Annotated in this window: 19 protein-coding genes and 1 pseudogene; 2 read left to right on the forward strand and 18 right to left on the reverse strand. The window is 41.2% G+C overall.

Translation table 11 applies throughout. From position 1 onward, the window contains the following. Positions 1 to 16: 16 nt before the first annotated feature. The 12 genes and pseudogenes from CI597_RS12045 to CI597_RS18615 all read right to left on the reverse strand — a co-directional run bounded on the left by CI597_RS12045 (position 17) and on the right by CI597_RS18615 (position 12201). Positions 17 to 3331 carry a DEAD/DEAH box helicase gene (locus tag CI597_RS12045; RefSeq protein WP_024728842.1) on the reverse strand — a complete coding sequence of 1105 codons (3315 nt, stop codon included), beginning with the start codon at positions 3329 to 3331 and terminating at the stop codon, positions 17 to 19. Positions 3332 to 3480: 149 nt separating this feature from the next. Next, a pseudogene (locus CI597_RS12050) lies at positions 3481 to 3968 on the reverse strand (6-phosphogluconolactonase). An 18-nt stretch (positions 3969 to 3986) separates the two neighbouring features. Continuing rightward, positions 3987 to 5009 carry a Gfo/Idh/MocA family protein gene (locus CI597_RS12055; protein ID WP_024728843.1) on the reverse strand — a complete coding sequence of 341 codons (1023 nt, stop codon included), beginning with the start codon at positions 5007 to 5009 and terminating at the stop codon, positions 3987 to 3989. A gap of 47 nt (positions 5010 to 5056) precedes the next feature. Next, positions 5057 to 5881, reverse strand: a complete 825-nt coding sequence (locus tag CI597_RS12060; protein ID WP_024728844.1) for a PTS system mannose/fructose/sorbose family transporter subunit IID — start codon at positions 5879 to 5881, stop codon at positions 5057 to 5059. Next, on the reverse strand, positions 5874 to 6638 hold the full coding sequence (locus CI597_RS12065) for a PTS mannose/fructose/sorbose/N-acetylgalactosamine transporter subunit IIC (protein WP_024728845.1): 765 nt from the start codon (positions 6636 to 6638) through the stop codon (positions 5874 to 5876). The genes CI597_RS12060 and CI597_RS12065 overlap by 8 nt, the downstream gene beginning before the upstream one ends. An 11-nt stretch (positions 6639 to 6649) precedes the next feature. Next, a complete protein-coding gene (locus CI597_RS12070) occupies positions 6650 to 7126 on the reverse strand; it encodes a PTS system mannose/fructose/N-acetylgalactosamine-transporter subunit IIB (RefSeq protein WP_024728846.1) in 477 nt (158 codons plus the stop codon). Beyond that, entirely contained in the window at positions 7113 to 7535 is a 423-nt protein-coding gene (locus tag CI597_RS12075) for a PTS sugar transporter subunit IIA (protein ID WP_024728847.1), read from the reverse strand. The genes CI597_RS12070 and CI597_RS12075 overlap by 14 nt, the downstream gene beginning before the upstream one ends. Before the next feature lie 185 nt (positions 7536 to 7720). Next, positions 7721 to 10354: a sigma 54-interacting transcriptional regulator gene (locus CI597_RS12080; RefSeq protein WP_235824616.1), complete on the reverse strand. Its 2634-nt coding sequence runs from the start codon at positions 10352 to 10354 to the stop codon at positions 7721 to 7723. Between the two features lie 516 nt (positions 10355 to 10870). Then, complete coding sequence (locus CI597_RS12090; RefSeq protein WP_024728849.1) at positions 10871 to 11197, reverse strand: hypothetical protein; 327 nt, start codon at positions 11195 to 11197, stop codon at positions 10871 to 10873. Positions 11198 to 11232: 35 nt separating this feature from the next. Further along, the gene (locus CI597_RS12095; RefSeq protein WP_024728850.1) at positions 11233 to 11532 is read right to left on the reverse strand and encodes a type II toxin-antitoxin system RelE/ParE family toxin; all 300 of its coding nucleotides are present in this window, start codon (positions 11530 to 11532) and stop codon (positions 11233 to 11235) included. 3 nt (positions 11533 to 11535) lie between these two features. Further along, positions 11536 to 11784: a type II toxin-antitoxin system prevent-host-death family antitoxin gene (locus tag CI597_RS12100; protein ID WP_024728851.1), complete on the reverse strand. Its 249-nt coding sequence runs from the start codon at positions 11782 to 11784 to the stop codon at positions 11536 to 11538. A 99-nt stretch (positions 11785 to 11883) separates the two neighbouring features. Next, positions 11884 to 12201 carry a hypothetical protein gene (locus CI597_RS18615; RefSeq protein ID WP_024728852.1) on the reverse strand — a complete coding sequence of 106 codons (318 nt, stop codon included), beginning with the start codon at positions 12199 to 12201 and terminating at the stop codon, positions 11884 to 11886. A gap of 154 nt (positions 12202 to 12355) precedes the next feature. On the opposite strand from CI597_RS18615, the gene CI597_RS19245 reads away from it, so the two are divergent. Then, positions 12356 to 12547 carry a hypothetical protein gene (locus tag CI597_RS19245; protein ID WP_330607107.1) on the forward strand — a complete coding sequence of 64 codons (192 nt, stop codon included), beginning with the start codon at positions 12356 to 12358 and terminating at the stop codon, positions 12545 to 12547. Between the two features lie 741 nt (positions 12548 to 13288). Here CI597_RS19245 and CI597_RS12115 read toward each other — a convergent pair. The 6 genes from CI597_RS12115 to CI597_RS12140 are packed head-to-tail and all read right to left on the reverse strand — an operon-like array spanning position 13289 to position 19509. Further along, positions 13289 to 13885: a glycerol-3-phosphate responsive antiterminator gene (locus tag CI597_RS12115; protein WP_024728853.1), complete on the reverse strand. Its 597-nt coding sequence runs from the start codon at positions 13883 to 13885 to the stop codon at positions 13289 to 13291. Positions 13886 to 13907: 22 nt separating this feature from the next. Further along, entirely contained in the window at positions 13908 to 15416 is a 1509-nt protein-coding gene (locus tag CI597_RS12120) for an FGGY-family carbohydrate kinase (protein WP_095142953.1), read from the reverse strand. Between the two features lie 26 nt (positions 15417 to 15442). After that, positions 15443 to 16318, reverse strand: a complete 876-nt coding sequence (locus CI597_RS12125; protein WP_024728854.1) for a class II fructose-bisphosphate aldolase — start codon at positions 16316 to 16318, stop codon at positions 15443 to 15445. A 35-nt stretch (positions 16319 to 16353) separates the two neighbouring features. After that, positions 16354 to 17112, reverse strand: a complete 759-nt coding sequence (locus CI597_RS12130; protein ID WP_024728855.1) for an SDR family NAD(P)-dependent oxidoreductase — start codon at positions 17110 to 17112, stop codon at positions 16354 to 16356. A gap of 25 nt (positions 17113 to 17137) precedes the next feature. Further along, complete coding sequence (locus tag CI597_RS12135) at positions 17138 to 18193, reverse strand: 2-hydroxyacid dehydrogenase (protein WP_024728856.1); 1056 nt, start codon at positions 18191 to 18193, stop codon at positions 17138 to 17140. 53 nt (positions 18194 to 18246) lie between these two features. Further along, the gene (locus CI597_RS12140; RefSeq protein ID WP_024728857.1) at positions 18247 to 19509 is read right to left on the reverse strand and encodes a PTS galactitol transporter subunit IIC; all 1263 of its coding nucleotides are present in this window, start codon (positions 19507 to 19509) and stop codon (positions 18247 to 18249) included. A 380-nt stretch (positions 19510 to 19889) separates the two neighbouring features. Between CI597_RS12140 and CI597_RS12145 the strand changes: the two genes are divergently transcribed. Beyond that, a protein-coding gene (locus CI597_RS12145; RefSeq protein WP_369882352.1) for an IS3 family transposase occupies positions 19890 to 21037 on the forward strand; the annotation gives its coding sequence in 2 pieces (ribosomal slippage) (positions 19890 to 20145 and positions 20145 to 21037; 1149 coding nt in all). Positions 21038 to 21122: the final 85 nt, after the last annotated feature.

Below are 21122 nucleotides of genomic sequence, written 5' to 3' on the forward strand. Positions count from 1 at the left end.
CTCAGCCTTTATCTATTTACTTCAATAATTCCTTCAGTTCTTCTCTGGTAAAGCTTGCGCTTCCCATTCCTTCTCCGCCCAAAATCTGCTCTGCCAATTCTTTTTTCTTTTCCTGGAGCTTCACAATGTTGTCTTCAATGGTTCCCTCAATGATCAGGCGATAGACCATAACCACATGTTCCTGTCCGATCCGGTGTGCCCTGTCTGTGGCCTGATTCTGTACGGCCAGGTTCCACCACGGGTCATAATGAATCACGATATCCGCGGAAGTCAAATTTAACCCGGTACCCCCTGCCTTTAGGGAAATGCAGAAAACCGAAGTATCGTCATGATTAAAGTCTTCCACCATCTGGGCCCGTTTTTCTTTGTTTACCGATCCGGTAAGCGTATAAAACGAGATTTTTTCAGCTTTCAACCGCTCTTCCAATATAGAAAGCATGGATGTAAACTGAGAAAAAAGGAGAATCTTATGCCCTCCGCTGACTGCATTCTTTATAAGATCAATACACAGATCGGATTTTGCAGACCCTCCTGTATAACCTTCAAAAACCAGCTCGGGGCTGCAGCAAAGCTGTCTTAACCGGGTAAGCTCCGAGAGTATCTGGAGCTTAGAGCTTTTAAATTCTTCTTCCGACTGCTTATCGAGCATCAACCGCATCCGTTTTACATAGGCATCATAAAGCTTCTGCTGCTCCCCTTCCATCCTGGCATAATAATTTTTTTCCAGTTTGTTGGGCAGATCTTTTAACACATCCTTTTTTAAGCGCCGCAGCACAAAGGGCCTGATCATCTTTTGAAGACGCTTTATCTCATTCTCACTGTTATCCTGTACGATTGGAAGCTCCAACTCTTCACGAAACCTCTGATAAGAATATAAAAATCCCGGCATGAGATAATCAAAAATACTCCAAAGTTCACTCAAGCGGTTTTCCACTGGAGTTCCTGTAAGAGCCAGCTTAAACCCTGCATTCACCATCTTGACTGCTTTGGCTGCCTGGGTATTATGATTCTTAATATACTGTGCCTCGTCAATGATCTGGTTGCTGAAAGTCATATTTTCATAGAGGTCAATATCCCGCTTCAAGAGATCATAGGAAGTGACGAGGATATCCCGGCTGCCTGCATGTTTGATGATAGACTTTCTGTCTCCGGCCTTTCCCACAACCATCTGGACCGGAAGGTCCGGAGCAAACTTTCGGATCTCGCTCTGCCAGTTAAATACCAGCGATGCAGGGGCCACGATCAGACTTGGACTGTTTCCTTCTTCCTCCAGGTATTCAGATAACAGAAATACAATCACTTGAAGTGTTTTCCCAAGCCCCATGTCGTCTGCCAGGATTCCGCCGAAACCATTGTATTTTAAAGTCTTGATCCACAAAAATCCTCTTTTTTGATATTCTCTCAGGATAAGTTCCATTTTGGCAGGGATTTCAAAATCATTGTCCTCCACCGTTTTCATATTCCGTATCAGGGCCTTAAACTCTTTATCCTTGTGGGCGGAAACCGACTGCCATTCTTTCAGCTCCTCGTCCAGATAAAGGGCGTGGTATTTCGGAAGGATCACCTGCTCCTGTTCCAGCTGCTTTTTCGTCAGGTGAAGCCCTTCTTTCATTTCCAGCAGGGCATTAATCCCCTCCCCTTCCATATTCACGAAACCACCGCTCTTTAAACGATAAAATTTCTTTTTCCGATTGTATTTTGATAAGATCTCCAAAAGCTCTTTTCTCGGCATATCTCCCGCGGTCATCTTTAACTCCAGCAGATCGCCGGAAAGAGATACTCCCACAGCCACTTTCGGCGCCGGGGCAATGTTGATTTTCTTCAGGGCGTCGGAAATATATACTTCTGCAAACTGCTGCATGGCAGGAATCCCGTAGACCAGCAATTCATAAAGCATCTCCTCATCATTGGCCAGGACCATGGTTTTTTCATCTTCATCATAGGCATTACAGTAACGGGAAACGATCCTGGCGGCTTCTGCTTCTTTTTTCAGATCCCGGCCCCCTGTTTTCTGGTTCTTTTCAAAAACATGGTATTTCTGTTCTCCGTACACCGCATCCAGCTTACATGTAATAAAATCTTTTTGAGGTGCATCCAGATATACTTCAAATGTGGCCGGCACTACCCCATAGTCCTTCTCGTCAAAGCTCTCTCTTGTGCAGTCAAAATACTTTTCCAGCACGGGCAGGGCTTCTCTGCAAAACACAGGCACATCTGCCGTTTCTATAAAAACCTTCCGCTGCGGCAGATTTGCCATACAGGACAAAAAATCATTGATAGGCTCCAAAAACGCTCTGCTTACTTTGTAGATCTTTCCTTTGCAAAAATAAATATTGTGTTTGATGCCCTGGAATCCGAACAAATAGTTGACCTCTACGTCAATTCCCTGTTCCTGACCTGTAATCTTCATGGTCCTGCACAGTGAATCCTTTGTCACATGCCAGAGTTTCTCCGGCATCCTGCTGATTTCCGCCGAAAACTCCCGGTCTCCCACTGCTTCTAAAAACAATTCCAGATCCCCTGTTGTCAAAGGGGCTTTTCTTAATTTCATTGTGGAATCTGTATATGAATACCCATAATAAGAAATCTGCATATACTTAATCCGGTTCTGAGCAGTCCACGACTGTATAAATTCAGCCAGTTTTCTTGATTCACCGTCAAACACTTCCATATCATGAATAAATTCCAGTTTCTGCCCATAAGCGAATTTCTGTTTATTCTGTAAAGCATCTGCAAAGGCAAAGACATCTTTTAATACATACATATAAGACGTTCCGATCTTAAACTCCAAATAGATTTCGTTGTCCGTGCATGTTAAAAATGGTTCCAGATGCACTTTTCCATAAATATCTTCCTGGACGATGGGCAGGGTGCTTTTGAGCTGCTGCTGTGAAAGAAATGCCTTCATAGCCGGAGTCGTCTTTGGTTTCCATCCATCACCGGCCATAAGTTTATTCTTCATGTCTTTCATTATCTGAAGCTTTGCAAGGCTTTCTTCTTTCCTCTGTTCATACTGCCAGACAGCTTCCTGTGTTTCTAAGTAATCTGCATATTCAAACAAGACAGCTACACAGTGCTTGCATAATCCCTCATATTCTCTGAACGCCGGACATGTGCAGTACGCATTTTCCAGCCACCCTTCTTCCATATTATATTCCAAATCGACTTCATACATATTTCTGCCGCTGCCCTGTACGGCGGCGTATATATAATCAATTTGGCCGTCTTCCTCCACGGAATATTCCAGAACAGCGTCTGAACGATACAGGTTTCTTCCTCTTTTATAAGAATTTTGATCTGCCAACGCACGTATTTCTGATTGATCCAACATCTTACCGCAACCGCCCTTCCCTTTTATACAAAAAATGCAAAATGACTCTCAAATTTATTATATGTCATAAGATATTTCCAATCAAATAAAAGTTCCCAAAGACAGACACTCTTTGAGAACTTTTGACCTCACCCTATGAAATTTCTGTATTATACTATTGGTAGCTTATGATTTTCTTTGATCACAGAGAGAGCCTCCTCATCCGCAAATATGGCAGTATGAGGATGAAGTTTAAGGATTGATGCCGGGACTCTCGGCGTAATTTCACGCAGTGGGTATCAGAAATAAAGGCATCCCCCGGCTCATTGAAACCGATATGTCCATTAGCACCCAGCCCAAGAAGCTGAAGATCAATCCTTCCCTTTTCTGCGATGATCTCCTCATACTCACGGCATGCTTTATCAGAATCCTCTTCTGCCCCGAGTCCTTTATATTCATCCAGATTAATGGTGGTGAGCCCTGAAAAATCAAGCTGTCCCTTCTGATGCCATTCCACCAGCCGGTCATAAACTCCGATCGGTGTAGACCCCGTTGACAGTCCGAGAACTGCCCTGGGATTCATTCTTATTTCGGAAGCAATGATCTCTGCCGCTTTTTGACAAATTTCTTTATAATCTTTTCCTTGATAAATTGTCATAAGATAAACTTCTGTGTTTTAATCTCTTTTAACCTGAACTTTCTGTCCTGTCTTCAGGCTTTCGTGTACAGCCTCCGCTACCAATTCCGCCTGCAGCCCGTCATTACCGTCTGCAATGAAAGGAATATCTTTTTGCAGACAATAGATGAAGTCGTTAATCGGCTCAATCCCAAATCCGCTCGGCCTGCCGCAGTTATTTAAGATAAAATAAGAGTTGGGCGTGCGCTGTTTCTCATGGTCAAACATTTCCACACCGCGGTTCTGTGAATCAATTCGGAACATAGCATTTTCACAGAGGATCTGTGTCCTTCCGTCATTGTTTTTTGCAAATCCTTTCGGAAGAATCCAGGAATTTTCCACTGTCCAGTAACATCCGTTTTCCATCTTTAATGTGGCTTGGATCGAATCATACGTATCAATCCCTTTTGATTTTAAGACCTTTTTTGTCCCCACGGCGGATACTTCTTCTACTTCGCATCCCATGTACCAGCGGATCTGATCATAGCAGTGAGTGCCGAGGAAATGGACCGGACTCGATTTGTCCGCCCAGCCAAACCATTCCGTCGGGACGTCGATGATGTCGTCCATATTCATATACCCGCGGACAGGAGCTCCTGTTTCCGCTTTCTGCAGTTCATTTCTAACATTGATCGCCGCCGGGTCCCATCTCTTATGATAATCCACCGCAACACGCACCTTATACTTTTCGGCTTCTGCAATAATTTTTTTCGCGTCCTCTGAAGTCGTAGCCAAAGGTTTTTCCACTAGGATTGGTTTCCCATGGCGGATAGCCGCCAACGCCGGCTCCATATGAAAGGCATCGGGGGTCGCAATAGACACCGCATCGATTTCTTCTTTATCCAGCATTTCATTGACATCATTGTAGGTCTTGACCTCATACTGTTTGGCTATTTTATCCGTGATTTCTTTATTCAGATCACACACCGCCACAAGATTTGTATTCGGATTCCATGTATAGGCATTCACATGATTAATTCCATATATTCCGGCTCCCACAACGGCTACATTCATAACTTTCATCTTTATAATCTCCTTTGATTTTTTTCAGCTTATTTATATAGCTTTATTTAAAAAATACCTATTAAGGCACACAATATAGAAACTGCGATGATGCCAATGACAATCTTTCCGGTTCCGATTTTTTTATGTCTGACTAAATAGTAAATCAGGAACAAGGCCGCCAGCGGAAAGACTCCCGGAAAAATCCCGTCCAGTTTTTCCTGAATGACAACACTGCTAATCTTTAACGGAGTTGTGAGTGTGACCATGGACGCGGTCATCGCTCCCATCATAAACATCGCAAGCACATTTGCGCCGGAAATCACGTCCTGCATGAGGCCGGAACCCATAATAGTTTTGATGGAACTTCTGCCCTTTTTATAAGTCAGATTTGTAAAAAATACTAACTCGACGATACAGTACATCACAAAAGCGAGTAACACTGCAATCGCAAACGGATTCCCCGCTGCCGCCAATGTGGCTGCTGCTATTTTAAACAACGTGCCAATGATACCCCAGTCAAAACTGTCTCCCAGAGCCGCCACCGGTCCCATAAGCCCGGTCTTCAAACCTGTGATAGCTTCCGCCGGCATCACTTCCGGTTTTTTGGCCCTCTGTTCTTCCATTGCAATGGTCGTTCCGAGGATCAGTCCGCCAGCAGTCACGTTACAGTTATATAACAGCAGATGGCGTTTTAATGCCTCCGCCAGGTCTTCTTTTTTCGTATACAGCTTTTTTAAAATCGGTGCGATACTTCCGCAAAATGCAATCCCCTGCATATTTTCAAAATTCAGTGGCATCTCCGCCGACATATACCAGCGGAACATGGCTTTATTTAAATCTTTTTTTGTCAGTGCAGGGGCTGTATCCGCCGTCGTTACTTCCTTACTCATCGCTGCTTACCTCCTCCATAATCTCTCTCTTCTGGAACACATAAATAAATGCAATGCAGATTCCAATGATTCCGGCCGTCAATGAGTTAATCCCTCCAACCGAGATCACAATGTACCCAAGAAACACATACGGGATCAGTTTTTCTTTTCCAATCATATTCATGATGAGAGCAAATCCCAGGGCCGGCAGGATACCTCCCGCGACTTCTAAACCGTGAGTCACAAATGTCGGAAGAGCATTCATCAGATTTACAACTACATCCTGCCCCACCATGTTGATAATAAACACCGGGAGAAACAGAAGCGGAATTGCCAGGAGCACCGGAAAAAGTGTCGCACATCTCCAAATGCCTCCCGCGTTTCCTTCCTTCGCATAATCATTTGCTTTCTTTACAAAGTATGTATTTACCACTTTTCTTAAGTTGGTCACAAAAGAGCCAAGCAGCCCGACCGGCACAGCCAGTGCGATGGCGGTCGTTGCACTCATGCCTGACCCAATTGCAATAGGAATCACGCAGGTCGCCGCCAGGCACTCATCTGTTGGCAGATTTCCGCCCGGCGCGATAATTCCCGCAAACACAAGGGCAATCCCTCCGCCGATGATCAATCCCTGCATTGGGTGACCCATCAATAATCCTGCCACAAGTCCGACGGTTACCGGACTCGAAATAAACAAAAAACCAAAGTACGAAAAGATCATTCCTCTGCACCACCAGTACATGATCCCCATCGTGACCGCAATTACCACAGTACTCATATTTTAACCTCCTACATTTTCTTTTTAACTGCATCAAAATTGATGGCAGAAATTTCAGGGATGGGCTGAACCGTAATTTCAACTCCCTCTGCATTCAGTTCTTCTAATTTTTCCAGTTCCCCTGCCGAAATCGCCACGCCGCTTGTAATTAAATTCTTCCCGTCTTCGTTGGGAACTGCCCCTACATTGAGAGAAGAAATTTGAACCCCTTTCCGGATCGTCCGGCAGCAGCTGTCAATATCTTTAAAAATAAGAAACACCGTATCGTTGGTTTTATCCAGAACGCTTTTTGCTTTATTCACAGTTACAATGTCCACAGCGGTACCCTTGGGCACTGCCATTTTGTAAATATCACTCATAAATTCATCGCTGCCCAGCACGTCATCCACAAGCACGATCCTTCTTACCGGGCTTACCTTTAACCATTTTGCGACGACCTGTCCGTGAATCAGACGGTAGTCAATCCTCACCATTTTAATATCTGCCATCTGTACACCTCCACTCTTCAATTGATTTGTTAGGACACAGGATTCCATCCTTGCCTGCCTCTGTACACTCCAAGATCAAATTGTCCAGAGAATTGTTCTCTCTGCATGATACAAACTGAATCAGCATCGGAAGATTGACACCTGTCAAAATCCCTACATTTTTTCTCATAGAAATTTTTAACGCAACGTTTGACGGTGTTCCTCCGAATAAGTCTGTCATGATCATGACGCCGGCACCTTCATCCAGACTTTCCACGTATTGCTCCAGTTTCTTTTCTCCAAGTTCAATGCTGTCTCCCGGGTTTAAAGTCCATGTCTCACAATTTTTCAATGGCCCCGAAAACATCTCGGCACTTTTCACCAGTTCTGCACAAGTATTTCCATGAGTTGCAATAATTAATCCGACCATTTTCTCCTCCTTTCCAGGTCTATTTTAAGGTTTCCTGACACTCGGCATACAATTTCCATATCACGCATCATTTCGCCTCTGCAAATATATACAGCAAAATCTGTGCCAACTTTTATTTTTTGCAATAAAAAAAGCCTGTATTTTTTAAAACCGCATAAATACAAGCTCTTTTAGCACTTTATTTTTTAAATATTTTTTATCAAACTATAAATCATATGAATTTCCATATGGTTAATCGACACATTATACTGGGCTTCTATGACAGAAAAACTTTCCTTTAAGTTTTTTATAAAGCTTTCCCGACACTTTAAACTTTGTGTCGGATTACTCTCTGATAATTGTCCTTTTTCCAGGATCAGTCGTTCCACCATCACACAAATATGAATATAAAGCATTTTTTTCAAATCAATAGGATAATTCTCTCCCTCCAAAATTTCCAGCCTCGTCACTGCTTTTTCCACATCGTCTAAAATCTTGTCCGGATTGAGAATCGTCAGCTGGCCGATCAAGTTTCTTATGGTAAAACTGCGGACAATATTTTCAATAAACTTCTGAACCTTTTCCTTATCAAAATATTTGCCTACTGTTGCATAAATGACCTCTTCTCCCCGTTTGTCTATCAGTTCATTCAAATGAATCGCGGTATAATCCTCCGCCTCCAATTTACTCGTAGTAACAACAAACTGTACATTATACTTCCGGAAAACATCACACTGGCTCCCGTTCCTCTGCAAATCCGGAAACGGCACCTCCACTACCTCCAGTTCGATTCCTTCCAGGCACTCTTTGAGAAGAGTCTTCATTTTCACCGCAGTCCCAAGCCCCGTGATACAGCATAAAACGATGGCTTTCGGTTTCTGTCTGCTGGGCACATACGACTTTTTCGTCACATGGTGAGACAGAATATTGTCCATAATACTCTGAAGATCTTCATGACGCAGGATTCTCTCTCCCGCTTCTAATGCCATTTCCGTAGTAATATTGTTGACAATGCCAAGATCCCCTTCAATATCGTCTTTTAAATCCTTGGATATGCTCAGCAGCGACCCCATATCTACAAAGATCAGCAGGCCTTTTGACGTATTGGTATTTTTCAAATATTTTTTTATCCTCGACACAATTTCACTTTTCGGTGTATCGTATGCCATATCAAACGCCTCAAAGATATAGGTCTCAAACACCCTGTTCACCGTGCTTGCAATGCTGGACGCTGTCGCAGGTCCGTGGGATACAATAATGGCATTGGTATAATCCCCATCCTCCTTTGCCATACTGTAAAAATACAGCATAACAAATAATCTCACAAACCAGGGACTTGTCTCATAATCCATGGTCTGGTGAATCATCTCCGTAAAAATCAATCCCATTTTATAGTAGCGGTACATGACCGGCTGCAGTTTCCTGACGATGATCTCGTATTGACTGTCATCGGGTTTGTCACTCTGATTATTCAGGTCATATAAGATTTTTACAAACACCATCTCCATAACCCCATTGTATTTTAAGCCGTAATTGTCCTGAAGATACACTAAAATATTGTTGACCGCCTGGTTATAGAGATTTTGTATAAATGGGTCCATTTCCCGATAAATGACATCGTCTATCATATGATTGATCTCATCATAAATAATTTTGCGGAACCGAACCTTTGATATCTTCTTTTCCAGATATTCATATACTGCCGTGACAATGGTCTCTGCCGGGAAATACACATGGATCTGCTCCGTTGTCAAAATATACTGAACCGACTCTTTTTCCGATGAAATCTCAACGTCTTGATTTACATAAGGAACTGAACCGATGCCTGTCATAAACTTCTGTGTATCTGATAAATGTCTCAGCTTTAACGGTACTGTCCCCTTTTTATCTTCCGCCTCATTATAAGCCTTTGTACATGACAGCTTAATAATATTGCGCAGGCTCCCGATGTTCCCTTTTCCCTGAAAGGTCAGCAATCGGTTGATCACATTGCTACTCACCAAAAAGCTGCATTCCATGACAAATGTCTCCTGATGAATCAGATAAATGATCAGCTGATATCTTTCCTCCAGAGTCCGCTCGTGAAACGGAGGAAGTGTCACCTCCACCGGAATCCTTCTTAAAAAAGTATCCAACATGGATTCCTTCCCCTCTGTCGTAGCGAAAATCAGCCTGACATTGAGTTCAATGTTATGTCCATTATCACCGACCCGTGACACAACCCCTTTATCCATATAATGAAATAATTTCTCCTGTCCTTCCGGAGAAAGACGGTGTACCTCATCTAAAAATAAATACCCATTATCCGCTTCCTCGATCAGCCCCCTCGTATCTGTGTGGGCCCCAGTGAAAGCACCTTTTTTATATCCAAACAAGACAGAAGACAGCAGTTCCTTATTGTTTGCATAGTCTGCACAGTTTAAAACGACAAACGGGGCATCCTCTGGTATTGTGTGGATATACTTTGCATATTTATAAATGTACTCGGCCAGCAGACTTTTTCCCGCGCCACTTGGGCCAAACAGTAAAATAGGCATATCCCGTTTGAGATATATCGCAGACAGCTTGCACTTTTCCACCGTCTCCTTCAGACTTTTGTCCGCACCAATAAAGGACGCAAACGGATCGTCGGAAAATACCGAATCTTTTTCTATATAAGAAAACATCACCGGACGTGTTTTCTCCTTCCGGACGATTTCATCTCTGGCAAGCTCATTTAAGATAGCACTGGCTGTATTCCTTTGAATCCCCAGACAATCGGCGATTTCTTCTGCAGTCTGCTTATTTCTGTTTTCCTGAAGAAGTTTTATAATGTTTTTTTTGTTTCCTGGTTTTCCCATTAATCTCTCCCATGCCATTGGATTTGTGGTTGGCTTTCCTTATAAGAGAAATATAGCATGGCAGTGGGGTTTTGTCACTTGTGAATGTGTTTTCATATACTGTAGCTGCTTTGCTCTTCCGACCGATTTCCATGAAACTTCTTTTCGGACTCTTGTTTTTAGAAATCGAGGTTGACATTTGTCCCTATATGGGCAGGCATTACATGTCTCTATTATGAAATATGCAACAGAGCGATCATTTCCAGAATCATATGTGCATTCTTCAGGAGAACTGCCATTCACGCATTCTATCAAAAAGTGTCCATCCTCAAAAGCCTGCCGTTTGTGGATGTATTTTGATGTTGTATGTTAAAAAAAATCTGGTCTACTTGGCCATAATGGAGTAGACGCTTGATCCTTTAATAAAACTAGGTTTATCAAAGCAAGTAATTCATTAAACAAGATCTCTACATCCTGTGGGTTCATAAGAATCTGCTCATCTTCTGTCTGAGGTATACCCTCTATTTCATACTTTTTCTAACCAATCCATATATAATATTTTTCAGCACAATTTTTATATGCTCTTTCCAAATTTTCAATAAGTGATGTCATTGTATCCTTATTTTGAATTTGAAGTAACATGGTCAAAAAGTCAGCATCTGTAAAATATACTCTACAACCATTCTTTAAGTACAAAAATCTCGTAAGTTTCCCCTTCCTAATTATGTAGTTCTCGTTTATACTTCCATATAATTTCACTCGAAAAGGAATATTACATACAAAAGTCTTATTTTCTTTCTTAATTCTGTTTTTCTTACGTTCTCTCCAATATCTTTCATCTAAGTCTTCTACAAAATTACTCATCCCTTTTCCTTCAGTGAATTTTGAATCCATAATAACTATTCAAATAATTTTGTAATATCTCGATACCGATTTACCACCCGGTAAATCTCAACATACTTTTCTCCAACTTTATAAAAGATTACATAATTTTCCCATACTGCATACTTATAATTTGTTCGGAAACTGACTCTTTTGGAAAGATCTGCCCCCATCTCGGGAAACAGTTGAATATTCTCAAATTTACTATAGATTTCTTTGATCGTCTTTGCAGCATATTCTGCATTATCCTCGGCAATATAATCACAAATCTCTTTTAAATCCGCTGCAACTAATGGGTTAATTCGTAATTTCAGCATAGTCTAATCCCCCATAAGTGCTTTTAATTCATCCAAACTGAGCCATCCTTCTCCGTCTTTAACTGCCTCCTCTGCCTCCTGTAGCTTCATTAATAGTTTTTTTTCTGCACGATCCCTCTCATAATCTTCTATATCAAGCACTACAAAACGTCCCCTTCCATTCTTTGTCAAAAATACTGGTTCTCCCGTCCGGCAATTTTTTAAAACTTCATTATAATTTCTCAAATCAGATACTGGTAAAATATTTGCCATATAGACCGTCCTCCGTGATTTATCATTATTATTTCTATACTTATTATACGCAAAAGTGCTGTAAAATTCAACTTAAAATTTTACAGCACTTAATTATAGTTATTCTTCGCCTTCCTCACTGTACTCTTTGATTTCAGCAGCTTCAATATCAAAAGCATTCTCCTCTGCTGTTATCTCATGATCCGGATTACACAAAAACGTATCCTGTAAAGGTGCTTTCAATGCATTATTGGCACCTGCAACTCCATACATTACTCCCAGACAAAGAGTCAAGATATTCAGTGTCTCCGTGTCAAACTTTTTCCCTTTTTCTGTAACGTCAATTTCCGGGAATCCATACAAATACAACAATTTTTGTGTCACTCGTAGCATATAACCATAGTACTGTGCAATATCCGCTGGAATTGTTGCTGCCATGGCAAAATCGCCGGATGTTGATAATGCTGCTGAAATATTTAGGTCAGCAGTTGGGATTCAGTGAAGTGCAGGCTGATGCCCGCATTGCACAGTACGAAAAAAGCTCTCGCAGTCCAAAGGAAAACTATCTAAATGCACTAGTTATGTAGGACTGATGCACACCTTATTTGCATTAGAAGACCTTTATGGGCTTCATATCGGAGAAATTGACAGAGAACTCTGCCTCCGGTTAGATAAATCCAAAGGAACCACCTACCTTTCTATGTTTGATATGTTCCATGCATGGCAGAAACAGGCAGAAAAACTTAAATCCAGGAAAATTACCAAGGAAGAATATGATCAGTGACGGTACAATTACCCGAAAAATACAAAATAAAAGCCGAAGAAAAAAGGCCTTACCAAATTGATTTCTCTCAATTCAGGAAGACCTTTTTTGTTGGTTTCACACATATTACCTGATAACCATCGGATTGATAATAAATAATACCAAAATCTCCAGTGTTATCATTTTGTTATCAAATAGAACCTCTAATGCCCGGGAATGCCCTGTTTATAAGGGTTTCCAGATTTTTTCATTATTCGAACTCCACTTTTATATTTGTCCAATCATAAATAATATGTATTATGGATTCGCTTTTTGTGCATTTTATGTTATTTTATATGCATGATTCGTTTCGTTCATAATATTTTTGTAGCCAAAATGTAGCCACGCTATTTTTATTCACCTCATTAAAATTGTTTAACATTTCCGGACTTTTTTACTCTAAATAAATTTTATCCGCTGGTTTACGAGTTCTCGTTTACATAACCGAAAACAGCGAGAAAATCAAGGGTTTCATAGTAATTTGTTGCAGACGCGTTGCAAACCATAAACACCTCATAACAATCGAAAACATCTCTCTTGAGATTGTCGCAAAATTATCAAATTAGATGATGGAGCGATGCCCGCCCTCAACTATAGAAACAGATGTCAAGATCGTTGACCACCAGTCCGTGGCGTCTCTCTTCTGATACTGTTTCTTTATTTATTTCAGTTCTACCGTTTTAGAACATCACAGGGTGGAACAAAATCCCCCGCCCTGTGACGTCATAGGATTTCTTTTCCTCCAAGTGGGTGGTTCCATAATTCCACACAACTTGTCATAGTTCCTGAAAACCCTGCCTGATACACTTTTTCCAGGATTTCTTCTGAATTTACAAACCCACCAACTACAAATGAACAATTACATATTGCACGAAATTTATTATAATATTGTACTGCATAATACGCCGGCCTTAATTCTATCCCGTCATAATCCATATCTCCCATACTCCGTAACACCTGTTCTACCGATAACGAATCGCTGAGCACAATACGGCGGATTGACTTCATCTTTTCTCTTGATATCAGACCTATCTTTGTATTTCCTGTTCCCATGACTCCATCAATGTGATACATATTTTTTAACAATTGAAATGCCATTCTATCTGCCCCGAGTCCGCCTACAAGCTCGTGATTGATAATAACTTTCTTTCCTGCCCTATGGCATATATCAACATTTTCTCTCAAATTACCTATATGACAGCAGCTTAATAATATCCATTCTTCTCGTCCTTCCAGTGCTTTTTTAAGATATTTTAATTCCCGGATAGAAGGAATAATATGGAATTTGCAATCTCCAAATAACTTTTCCTGTTTAGCCAATTCGTATTCTCTCCTGCCTATATTATTTATAATTCCAGTACTCTTTCATCATTTCATTTATGTTAGTCCACTCTGCATAACGTTTTTCATAACAAGGATACTTTTCCAGCCGAGGCATAACCGGAGCCTTTGTCTTCACCGCTCTGTTAAATGCCTCTTCATAATTACTATACACGCCTGCACCAATTCCCGCAACGATTGCCGAGCCCAACGCCCCGGTTTCCTCACAGTCTACTCCGACAATCGGCACCTGTAAAACATCTGCAAAAATCTGTTTCCACACTTTACTCCTTGCTATCCCTCCCGTCAGACGTATTGTGTCCAGCGGAAGTCCTGCATTCTTCAGAAAATCCACATGATATTTATGGATATACGCAACACCCTCTGCTACTGAATAGCAGATCTCGGCATAACTTGTATTCTGATCGATCCCAATAAAGTTTGCCTTTGCGTTCGGATGGATGCTTGGCTGTGCAACGAACGGACTGAAGATAACTTTTGCGTCTTCAGGGCGGACTTCTGATATCAGTTCATTTAGTACATCAAATATAGATACGTCCCTTTTCTCTGCTTCAACCTTCGCTTTATCCCCCAGTGTATGGATAAACCATTCATAATTCGATCCCGAAGCTCCTGTATAAGAGCAATTAAGATATTCTCCTTTGTGCAGATACGGCATATTCGCCGAAGCACCGGGAATAATCCGCTCCGAGTGTGTCTCATTAATACACCAACTGCCCGCTACGGCTGTGTATACACCCCCTCCTGTAGCTCCAGCGCCTACAAGACAAGCCAGAATATCCATCATTCCCGCTACAACAGGCGTCCCCACTTTAAGCCCTGTCAGCTTTGCGGCTTCCTCTGTCACGCAACCGATAATCTCTGTCGGCTCTGCTAACTTAGGAAGGACGTCGTACAATTCAGGAATCCCAAAGAGTTCCATAAGTTCCCTGGAATATTCCATTGTCTCCATATCAAGAAGGGCTGATCCCCCAATACAATCCAGATCCGTCGCAAACACGCCCGTCAAACGATACATAAGGTAATCTTTGAATGTAAAAAATCCACCGATCTTATCGTAGGTCTCTCTGTCATTTTCTTTATACCAGCGAAGAATCGGTGCCGGCTGACCAGCCCAGAGTGTACCTTTAATAATATTATTAATTTTATCATAAGTTCCTTCTTTTTTGTACTTTTCAAGAATTTCATTTGCTCTGTAATCCTGTGAAAAACATCCCGGAGCAATAGAATTTCCGTCTTTGTCCAAAAATACTACACCATTTCCGAACGAAGTCACCCCGATTCCTCTGATTAATGACGGATCAATCTTTGCTTTCTGTATTGACTCTTTAATTGTTCCAGAAACAAGATTCCATAGTTCATTAACGTCAAACTCTTCAAAATCAGCCCTGCGTTTCTTAAACCTCATACTCGGAGTCGCTGCTGATGCTATAATCCTGCCATCTGTATCGAAAATTACTGCCTTACTAGACGTACATCCGGCATCAATCCCTATTAAATATTCTGCCATACTTATACCTCCATCTGCTATTGCCTTCACGCCTTATTGGCTGATCCTACTAAGTCAATCTTTTCCAGTACGACTTGTTTGAGAGCTGCAAGAGATTTCTCGTTCGCCTTGCTCACCCAAATTGCAAGTGTTCCTGACTCTTCCAGTTTCTTCTTTAATTCTCCGTAATATGCACTCAACATTTCCGAATAAATGTTCAGCTTGCAGATTCCCCTCTGGATTGCTTCTTTTATCTGGTCATCCGGAGTTCCTGACCCTCCATGCATTACCATCGGTATACTTGAAATCCTGTTTAATTCATCCAAACGGTCAAAGTGGAGTTTCGGCGTATGTACATAAACCCCATGTGATGTTCCCACAGCTACAGCAAGACAGTCTACACCGGTCTCGTCAATAAATTGTTTCATCTCATCAGGATTTGTCAGGTAGTCATCCGGATTATCATAATCCTCATCCGCCTTTAATTCTCCGGATACAATACCGTCTCCCACATGTCCCAACTCTGCTTCCACCGTTACCCCATGTGCATGGGCATATTCAACAGCCTCTTTCGTCAGACGGATATTTTCCTCCAATGGATATACAGACGCATCATACATAACTGATGTAAATCCAAAGTCCACACATTTTTTCAGAAAAGCCATGTCTGTTGCATGGTCCAAATGAAGGCATACAGGAACGCTTGCTCTTTCGGCCATTCTTCTTAAACAAGTAATCCAATAATCAAGCATATCTCCCTGCAGATCTGGTGTTAATCCCATAATAATCACAGGAGACTTTTTTTCTTCTGCTGCCTCTATAATTTTCTGCGCCATCTCCAATGTACTGGCATCAAACGCCCCCACACAATATTTCTCTTTCCTTGCTTTATTTAACATATCTTTTATTGAAACTAATGCCATTGTAACTTTCTCCTTTCAATCCATCTCAACAACTGCTATCGCATCAGCATTCCGCCTGTTGCGTCAATTGTTATTCCTGTCAGATAATCCGCTTTATTGGAGGCCAGAAATACAACTGAATATGCGACTTCTTCAGGCAATGCAGCACGCCCCAGCGGAATCCGGCTGTTATAATAATCTGAATTCTTCTCCAATGACTCCCGGATCATTTCTGTTTTCATAATTCCCGGAGCAACTGCATTCACTGTTATTCCGTATTTGGCAACTTCTCTTGCGAGAGAAATCATAAACGTCACCAATCCGCTCTTTGCTGCCGCATAATGTGCATGTCCCGTAGTTGAACCATGGAATGCCGCCTGTGAGACTACATTGATAATTTTGCCCTTTTCTTCCCGTGAGATCAGATGATTAACCATCATCCTGCTCAGGATATAAGGCACTTCCAAATCCATGTATATGGTACGCTCAAACTCTTTCTTTTCCATATCACGCACATAGGCCGTCGGCCATATACCTGCGTTATTGACTAATACATCTATTTTCCCCAGAGCTTTTACACTTTTCCTAAATAAATCCTCTGCCGCATTTTCCTCTGACAAATCTGCAGGGACAACAGCTATTTCAGTCTTATATGTGTTTCTGATATCTTCCGCCAGTTTATTTGCTTTTTCCTTGTTTCTCCCATTAATAACCACATTTGCACCTTCCTGTGCCATAAGCTGTGCAATTGCTTTTCCAAGACCGTTGGTGCTTCCGGTAATCAGTACATTTTTTCCTTTTAATCCCAGTTCCATCTGTCGTTCTCCTATTGTCAGCAAATTATATTTGTTCTATTACTTTTGAAAAAATTTCCTTATTAACCACAAATCTTGAGTCTTTTTCCGTAATCAGAGTTTCCATTTCCTTTGCAAGCAGTTTCGGCGATCGCGTAAACGCATCTACTGTACCTCCTGCAAGATGAGGTGTTACTGTCACATTGGGAAGTGTAATCAAAGGATAGTCTGCTAACGGAGGCTCCACATCAAACACATCTAACGCGGCTCCTGCAATCTTTCCTGCCTTTAACACTTCATATAACGCCTTTTCATCTACCAGTCCAGAACGTGCCGTGTTAATCAGATATGCATCCGGGCGCATCATTCGAAGCACTTCTGCATTTATCATATGCTCCGTGCTAGCACTCAGCCTTGTGTGCAAAGTTACAATAAGGCACTCTCTCATCAATTTCTCCAGCGAAACCAACTCTACATAGTCCGGTACTTCCTTAACATATGGATCGTATGCCATAATTTCCATATCAAATCCACGCAGCCTCTGAGCTACTTTGCGCCCAATCGCTCCCAATCCGATAATACCCGCTTTATTTCCCGGAAGGTCCGGCACAGTCGCAGCGTTACTGTAATCCCTTACCCATTTTCCCTCTTTCAGGTTTCGATGGCTCTTTGCAATGTTCCTACATTCGCTTAGGATCATCCCAACTGCAAAATCAGCTACCGCATCCGCATTCCTTCCCGGTGTATTACATACGATGATTTCTTTCTCTGTTGCATATTTAACATTAATATTTTCATATCCTCCCCTAAGAACTCCAATCATTTTCAGGTTCTTACAGGAATCAATCACTCTTTTTGTTATCGGACAGAATTGTGTTATAATTACATCGGCATCCTGTACAGCCTGCAAAACATCATTAGACGGTTCGTACGCCTCACTCCCATGAGTCTCAACCAGCAGATTGATATTCTGAAGTTCTTCATAATTTTCCAGTTTCCACTGAACAGTCTCTATCCGATGCCCCATTTTTTCCAACCCCAAAAATCCACTTTTGATAAAGTTCTCTGGAATTAATAAATCTCCAATACCTACAATTTTCATATTAATCATCTTCCTTTCTTAACGAAAAGCACTCCTAAATATATCAGCTACAGCTATTTCCCTCCAATAATCTTTCCCAACTCAACAATTGCCCAGCCTACAGGTGTATTATAAGGTGCCACTAAACTACCGATTTCCTGGTCGCCTTCTGAATTCACTTCTACGTTTGCCTCTTCGGCAGCTGCTGTGAAGTTTGGTGCCAGACTTGTTCCTGCATAAAGCTGGATTGTTATAATCAACAGACCTGTAACGAAAATACGGAACATATTCCTCTTGCAAAACGGAGCCACCATAGAAATTAGGAATACAATGGACGCCAGATCCGTAAACGGAAGCATCTTGTTTCCAGGAAGTATCATGGCAAGGATCAATGATGCCGGGATCAGCAGTAATGATGTTGCGATTATACAAGGCTCTCCGATCAGAAGTGCGGTATCCATACCAAAATAGAACTCTCTGTTCGGGAACAATTTCTTCATGTACTCTTCTGCTGCATCCCTGATAACCATTACTCCCTCGACTGTTACATCTACCATCTTCGGGAGAAGAATCATAACTGCCGCCACATTAACCGCCAGCGGAAGCACTTCATCCAGCGGCCATCCTGCCAACAGTCCAAGACCTACACCAAGGATTGTTGCCAGAGTTACAGGCTCTCCGAAAATTCCCAGAGTCTTCGTAATCTTTTCAGGATTCATGTCGATTTTCTTCAGACCCGGTATATGTCCGATAACCCAGTCAACTGCGATACCGAGGGGAACATATACGCCGCATGTTGCGTGTACAAACGCCACACCTTTGATCTTGTACATTTCCTGAATAGGTTTTGCTGTAAGGTCTCCAATAATAAATGCAATCAAATACAGAAGCAGGGCGCCTGCAACTCCCAACGGAATACTGCCTGTGACATGATAAACCAATGTTCCTACCAAAGAGATCAGCCAATAATTGAATATATCAATATTGATGATTTTTGTTTTATTTATCGCTAAAAGAATTATATTTAATGCGATTGCCCCTACCACAATAAACGGAATCAGCGGAGATGCCCAGCCTATGGCAGAACCTGTCGCCCATCCTGCATCAATTACCGTAAGATTCAGCCCAAATCTTTCCACCATGTCCTGAGTTGCCGGTCCCAGACTGTTTAGCAGAAGATTGACTACCATATTAATACCGGTAAATCCGATTCCTACCGTCATACCTGCTTTAAACGCTTTTCCTGGTTTTACTCGGAAAATAATGCCTACGATAAAAAATATAATTGGCATTATAACAGTTGAACCCATATTTATAATCGTATTAAATATTGCCATTTTAAGCTCCTTTCTCTTATCCGCTCGAGATATTTCTGACAAAAAAATGCAATTAAAGGATTCAGTTTCTCTAAATCCTTTAATTGCATTCATCATTCGCCATACAATTGTCTCAAAACTATTTTGTTTTACAAAGTACTTTGTGTTATTTTAGATTTTAGCATTATTGTATTATTTTTTCAAGTTTTTTTTTACTTTTTATATATTTTTTTGTCTTTCTATTTTTTTCTCTCAAAATTCGTGAATAATTTCAACAATTTTCTTGTGTTTTTAAGTCTAAATTATAATCTATATAAACAGTGGATCTATATTAAATAAGTGGACACGGAAAGTAACAATACATTACAATAAAGTAGACACCAAAAAGGAGGTATTTACTCATGTCCACTGGTAAAACTGGAAATAGGTATGACGAAGATTTCAAACGTACTCTCGTTAACCTGTATCAATCCGGCGGAAAATCCCAAGCTGCTCTTTGTAAAGAATACGGAGTCTCTATTACAGCTCTTGGCCGTTGGATCAAACAATATTCAACCGTTGAAACGGATGATGGCGAAATTCTTACCGCAAAACAAGTCAAAGAACTTCAAAAACGTAACGCTCAACTTGAAGAACTTATGATACTAAAAAAAGCGATTGCCATCTTCACGCCACATTCGAACAACGATTAGACGCCGTTCATAAGCTTCGCTTCCAGCATGATATCAAGATTCTCTGCAAAGTCTTAGGTGTCAACAGAAGCACTTATTATAAGCATTACAATTCAGAGCCTGCTAATCGCACCAAGGAAAATCAGAAAATAGCCAAACTTATTCTTCAGATTTATGCTGATTACAATAAGCGTCTTGGTGCTTACAAAATCACATATGTTCTTCAGCGCGATTATGGCATTCACATCAGTGTCGGACGAGTGTACCGCCTGATGAGAACTCTTCAATTACCACGCATGTCCACCGATAAGCCTTATCGTAATTACCGCCACAAAGACAATGGTGACTGTCCCGATCACCTTCATCAGGACTTCAATCAAAAGGCACCAAACATTGTTTGGGCAAGTGATTTTACTTATATCAAGGTTTCTGGTAAATGGTATTACCTCTGTATTGTAATGGATTTACTTCCGCGCAAAGTCATTTCCTGGAACATCTCTGGAAAACCTGATGTTAAACTTGTTATGAATGCGTTCAAAAAAGCTTATTCTAAAAGAAACTGTCCTTCCGGACTTATGTTTCATTCTGATCAAGGATCTCAATATACTGCTTTCTCATTTAAGCAGCTATTGGATTCTCTTAATGTCGTGCAATCATTCTCAAAGAAAGGATACCCTTTCGACAATGCTTGCTGCGAATGTTTCTTCAAATATCTCAAAAAAGAAGAAACCAACCGGAGAACTTATCACTCTTTACAGGAATTACAACTCTCTGTGTTTAAATATATTGAAGGATACTACAACTCAAGAAGGCCACATAGCTCTCTTGGAATGTTAACACCTAACGAAAAAGAAGAACTCTTCTGGAATCAGGCATAGTCCCTCTTTCCAGAAAGATTTTTCTAATATATGTGTCTACTTACTTGACTATGGTTCACTATACATTGCAATTGTATGAGAATTT

The organism is Anaerostipes hominis (ex Lee et al. 2021), assembly GCF_002270485.1.
In the GTDB taxonomy this organism is placed as follows: domain Bacteria; phylum Bacillota; class Clostridia; order Lachnospirales; family Lachnospiraceae; genus Anaerostipes; species Anaerostipes hominis.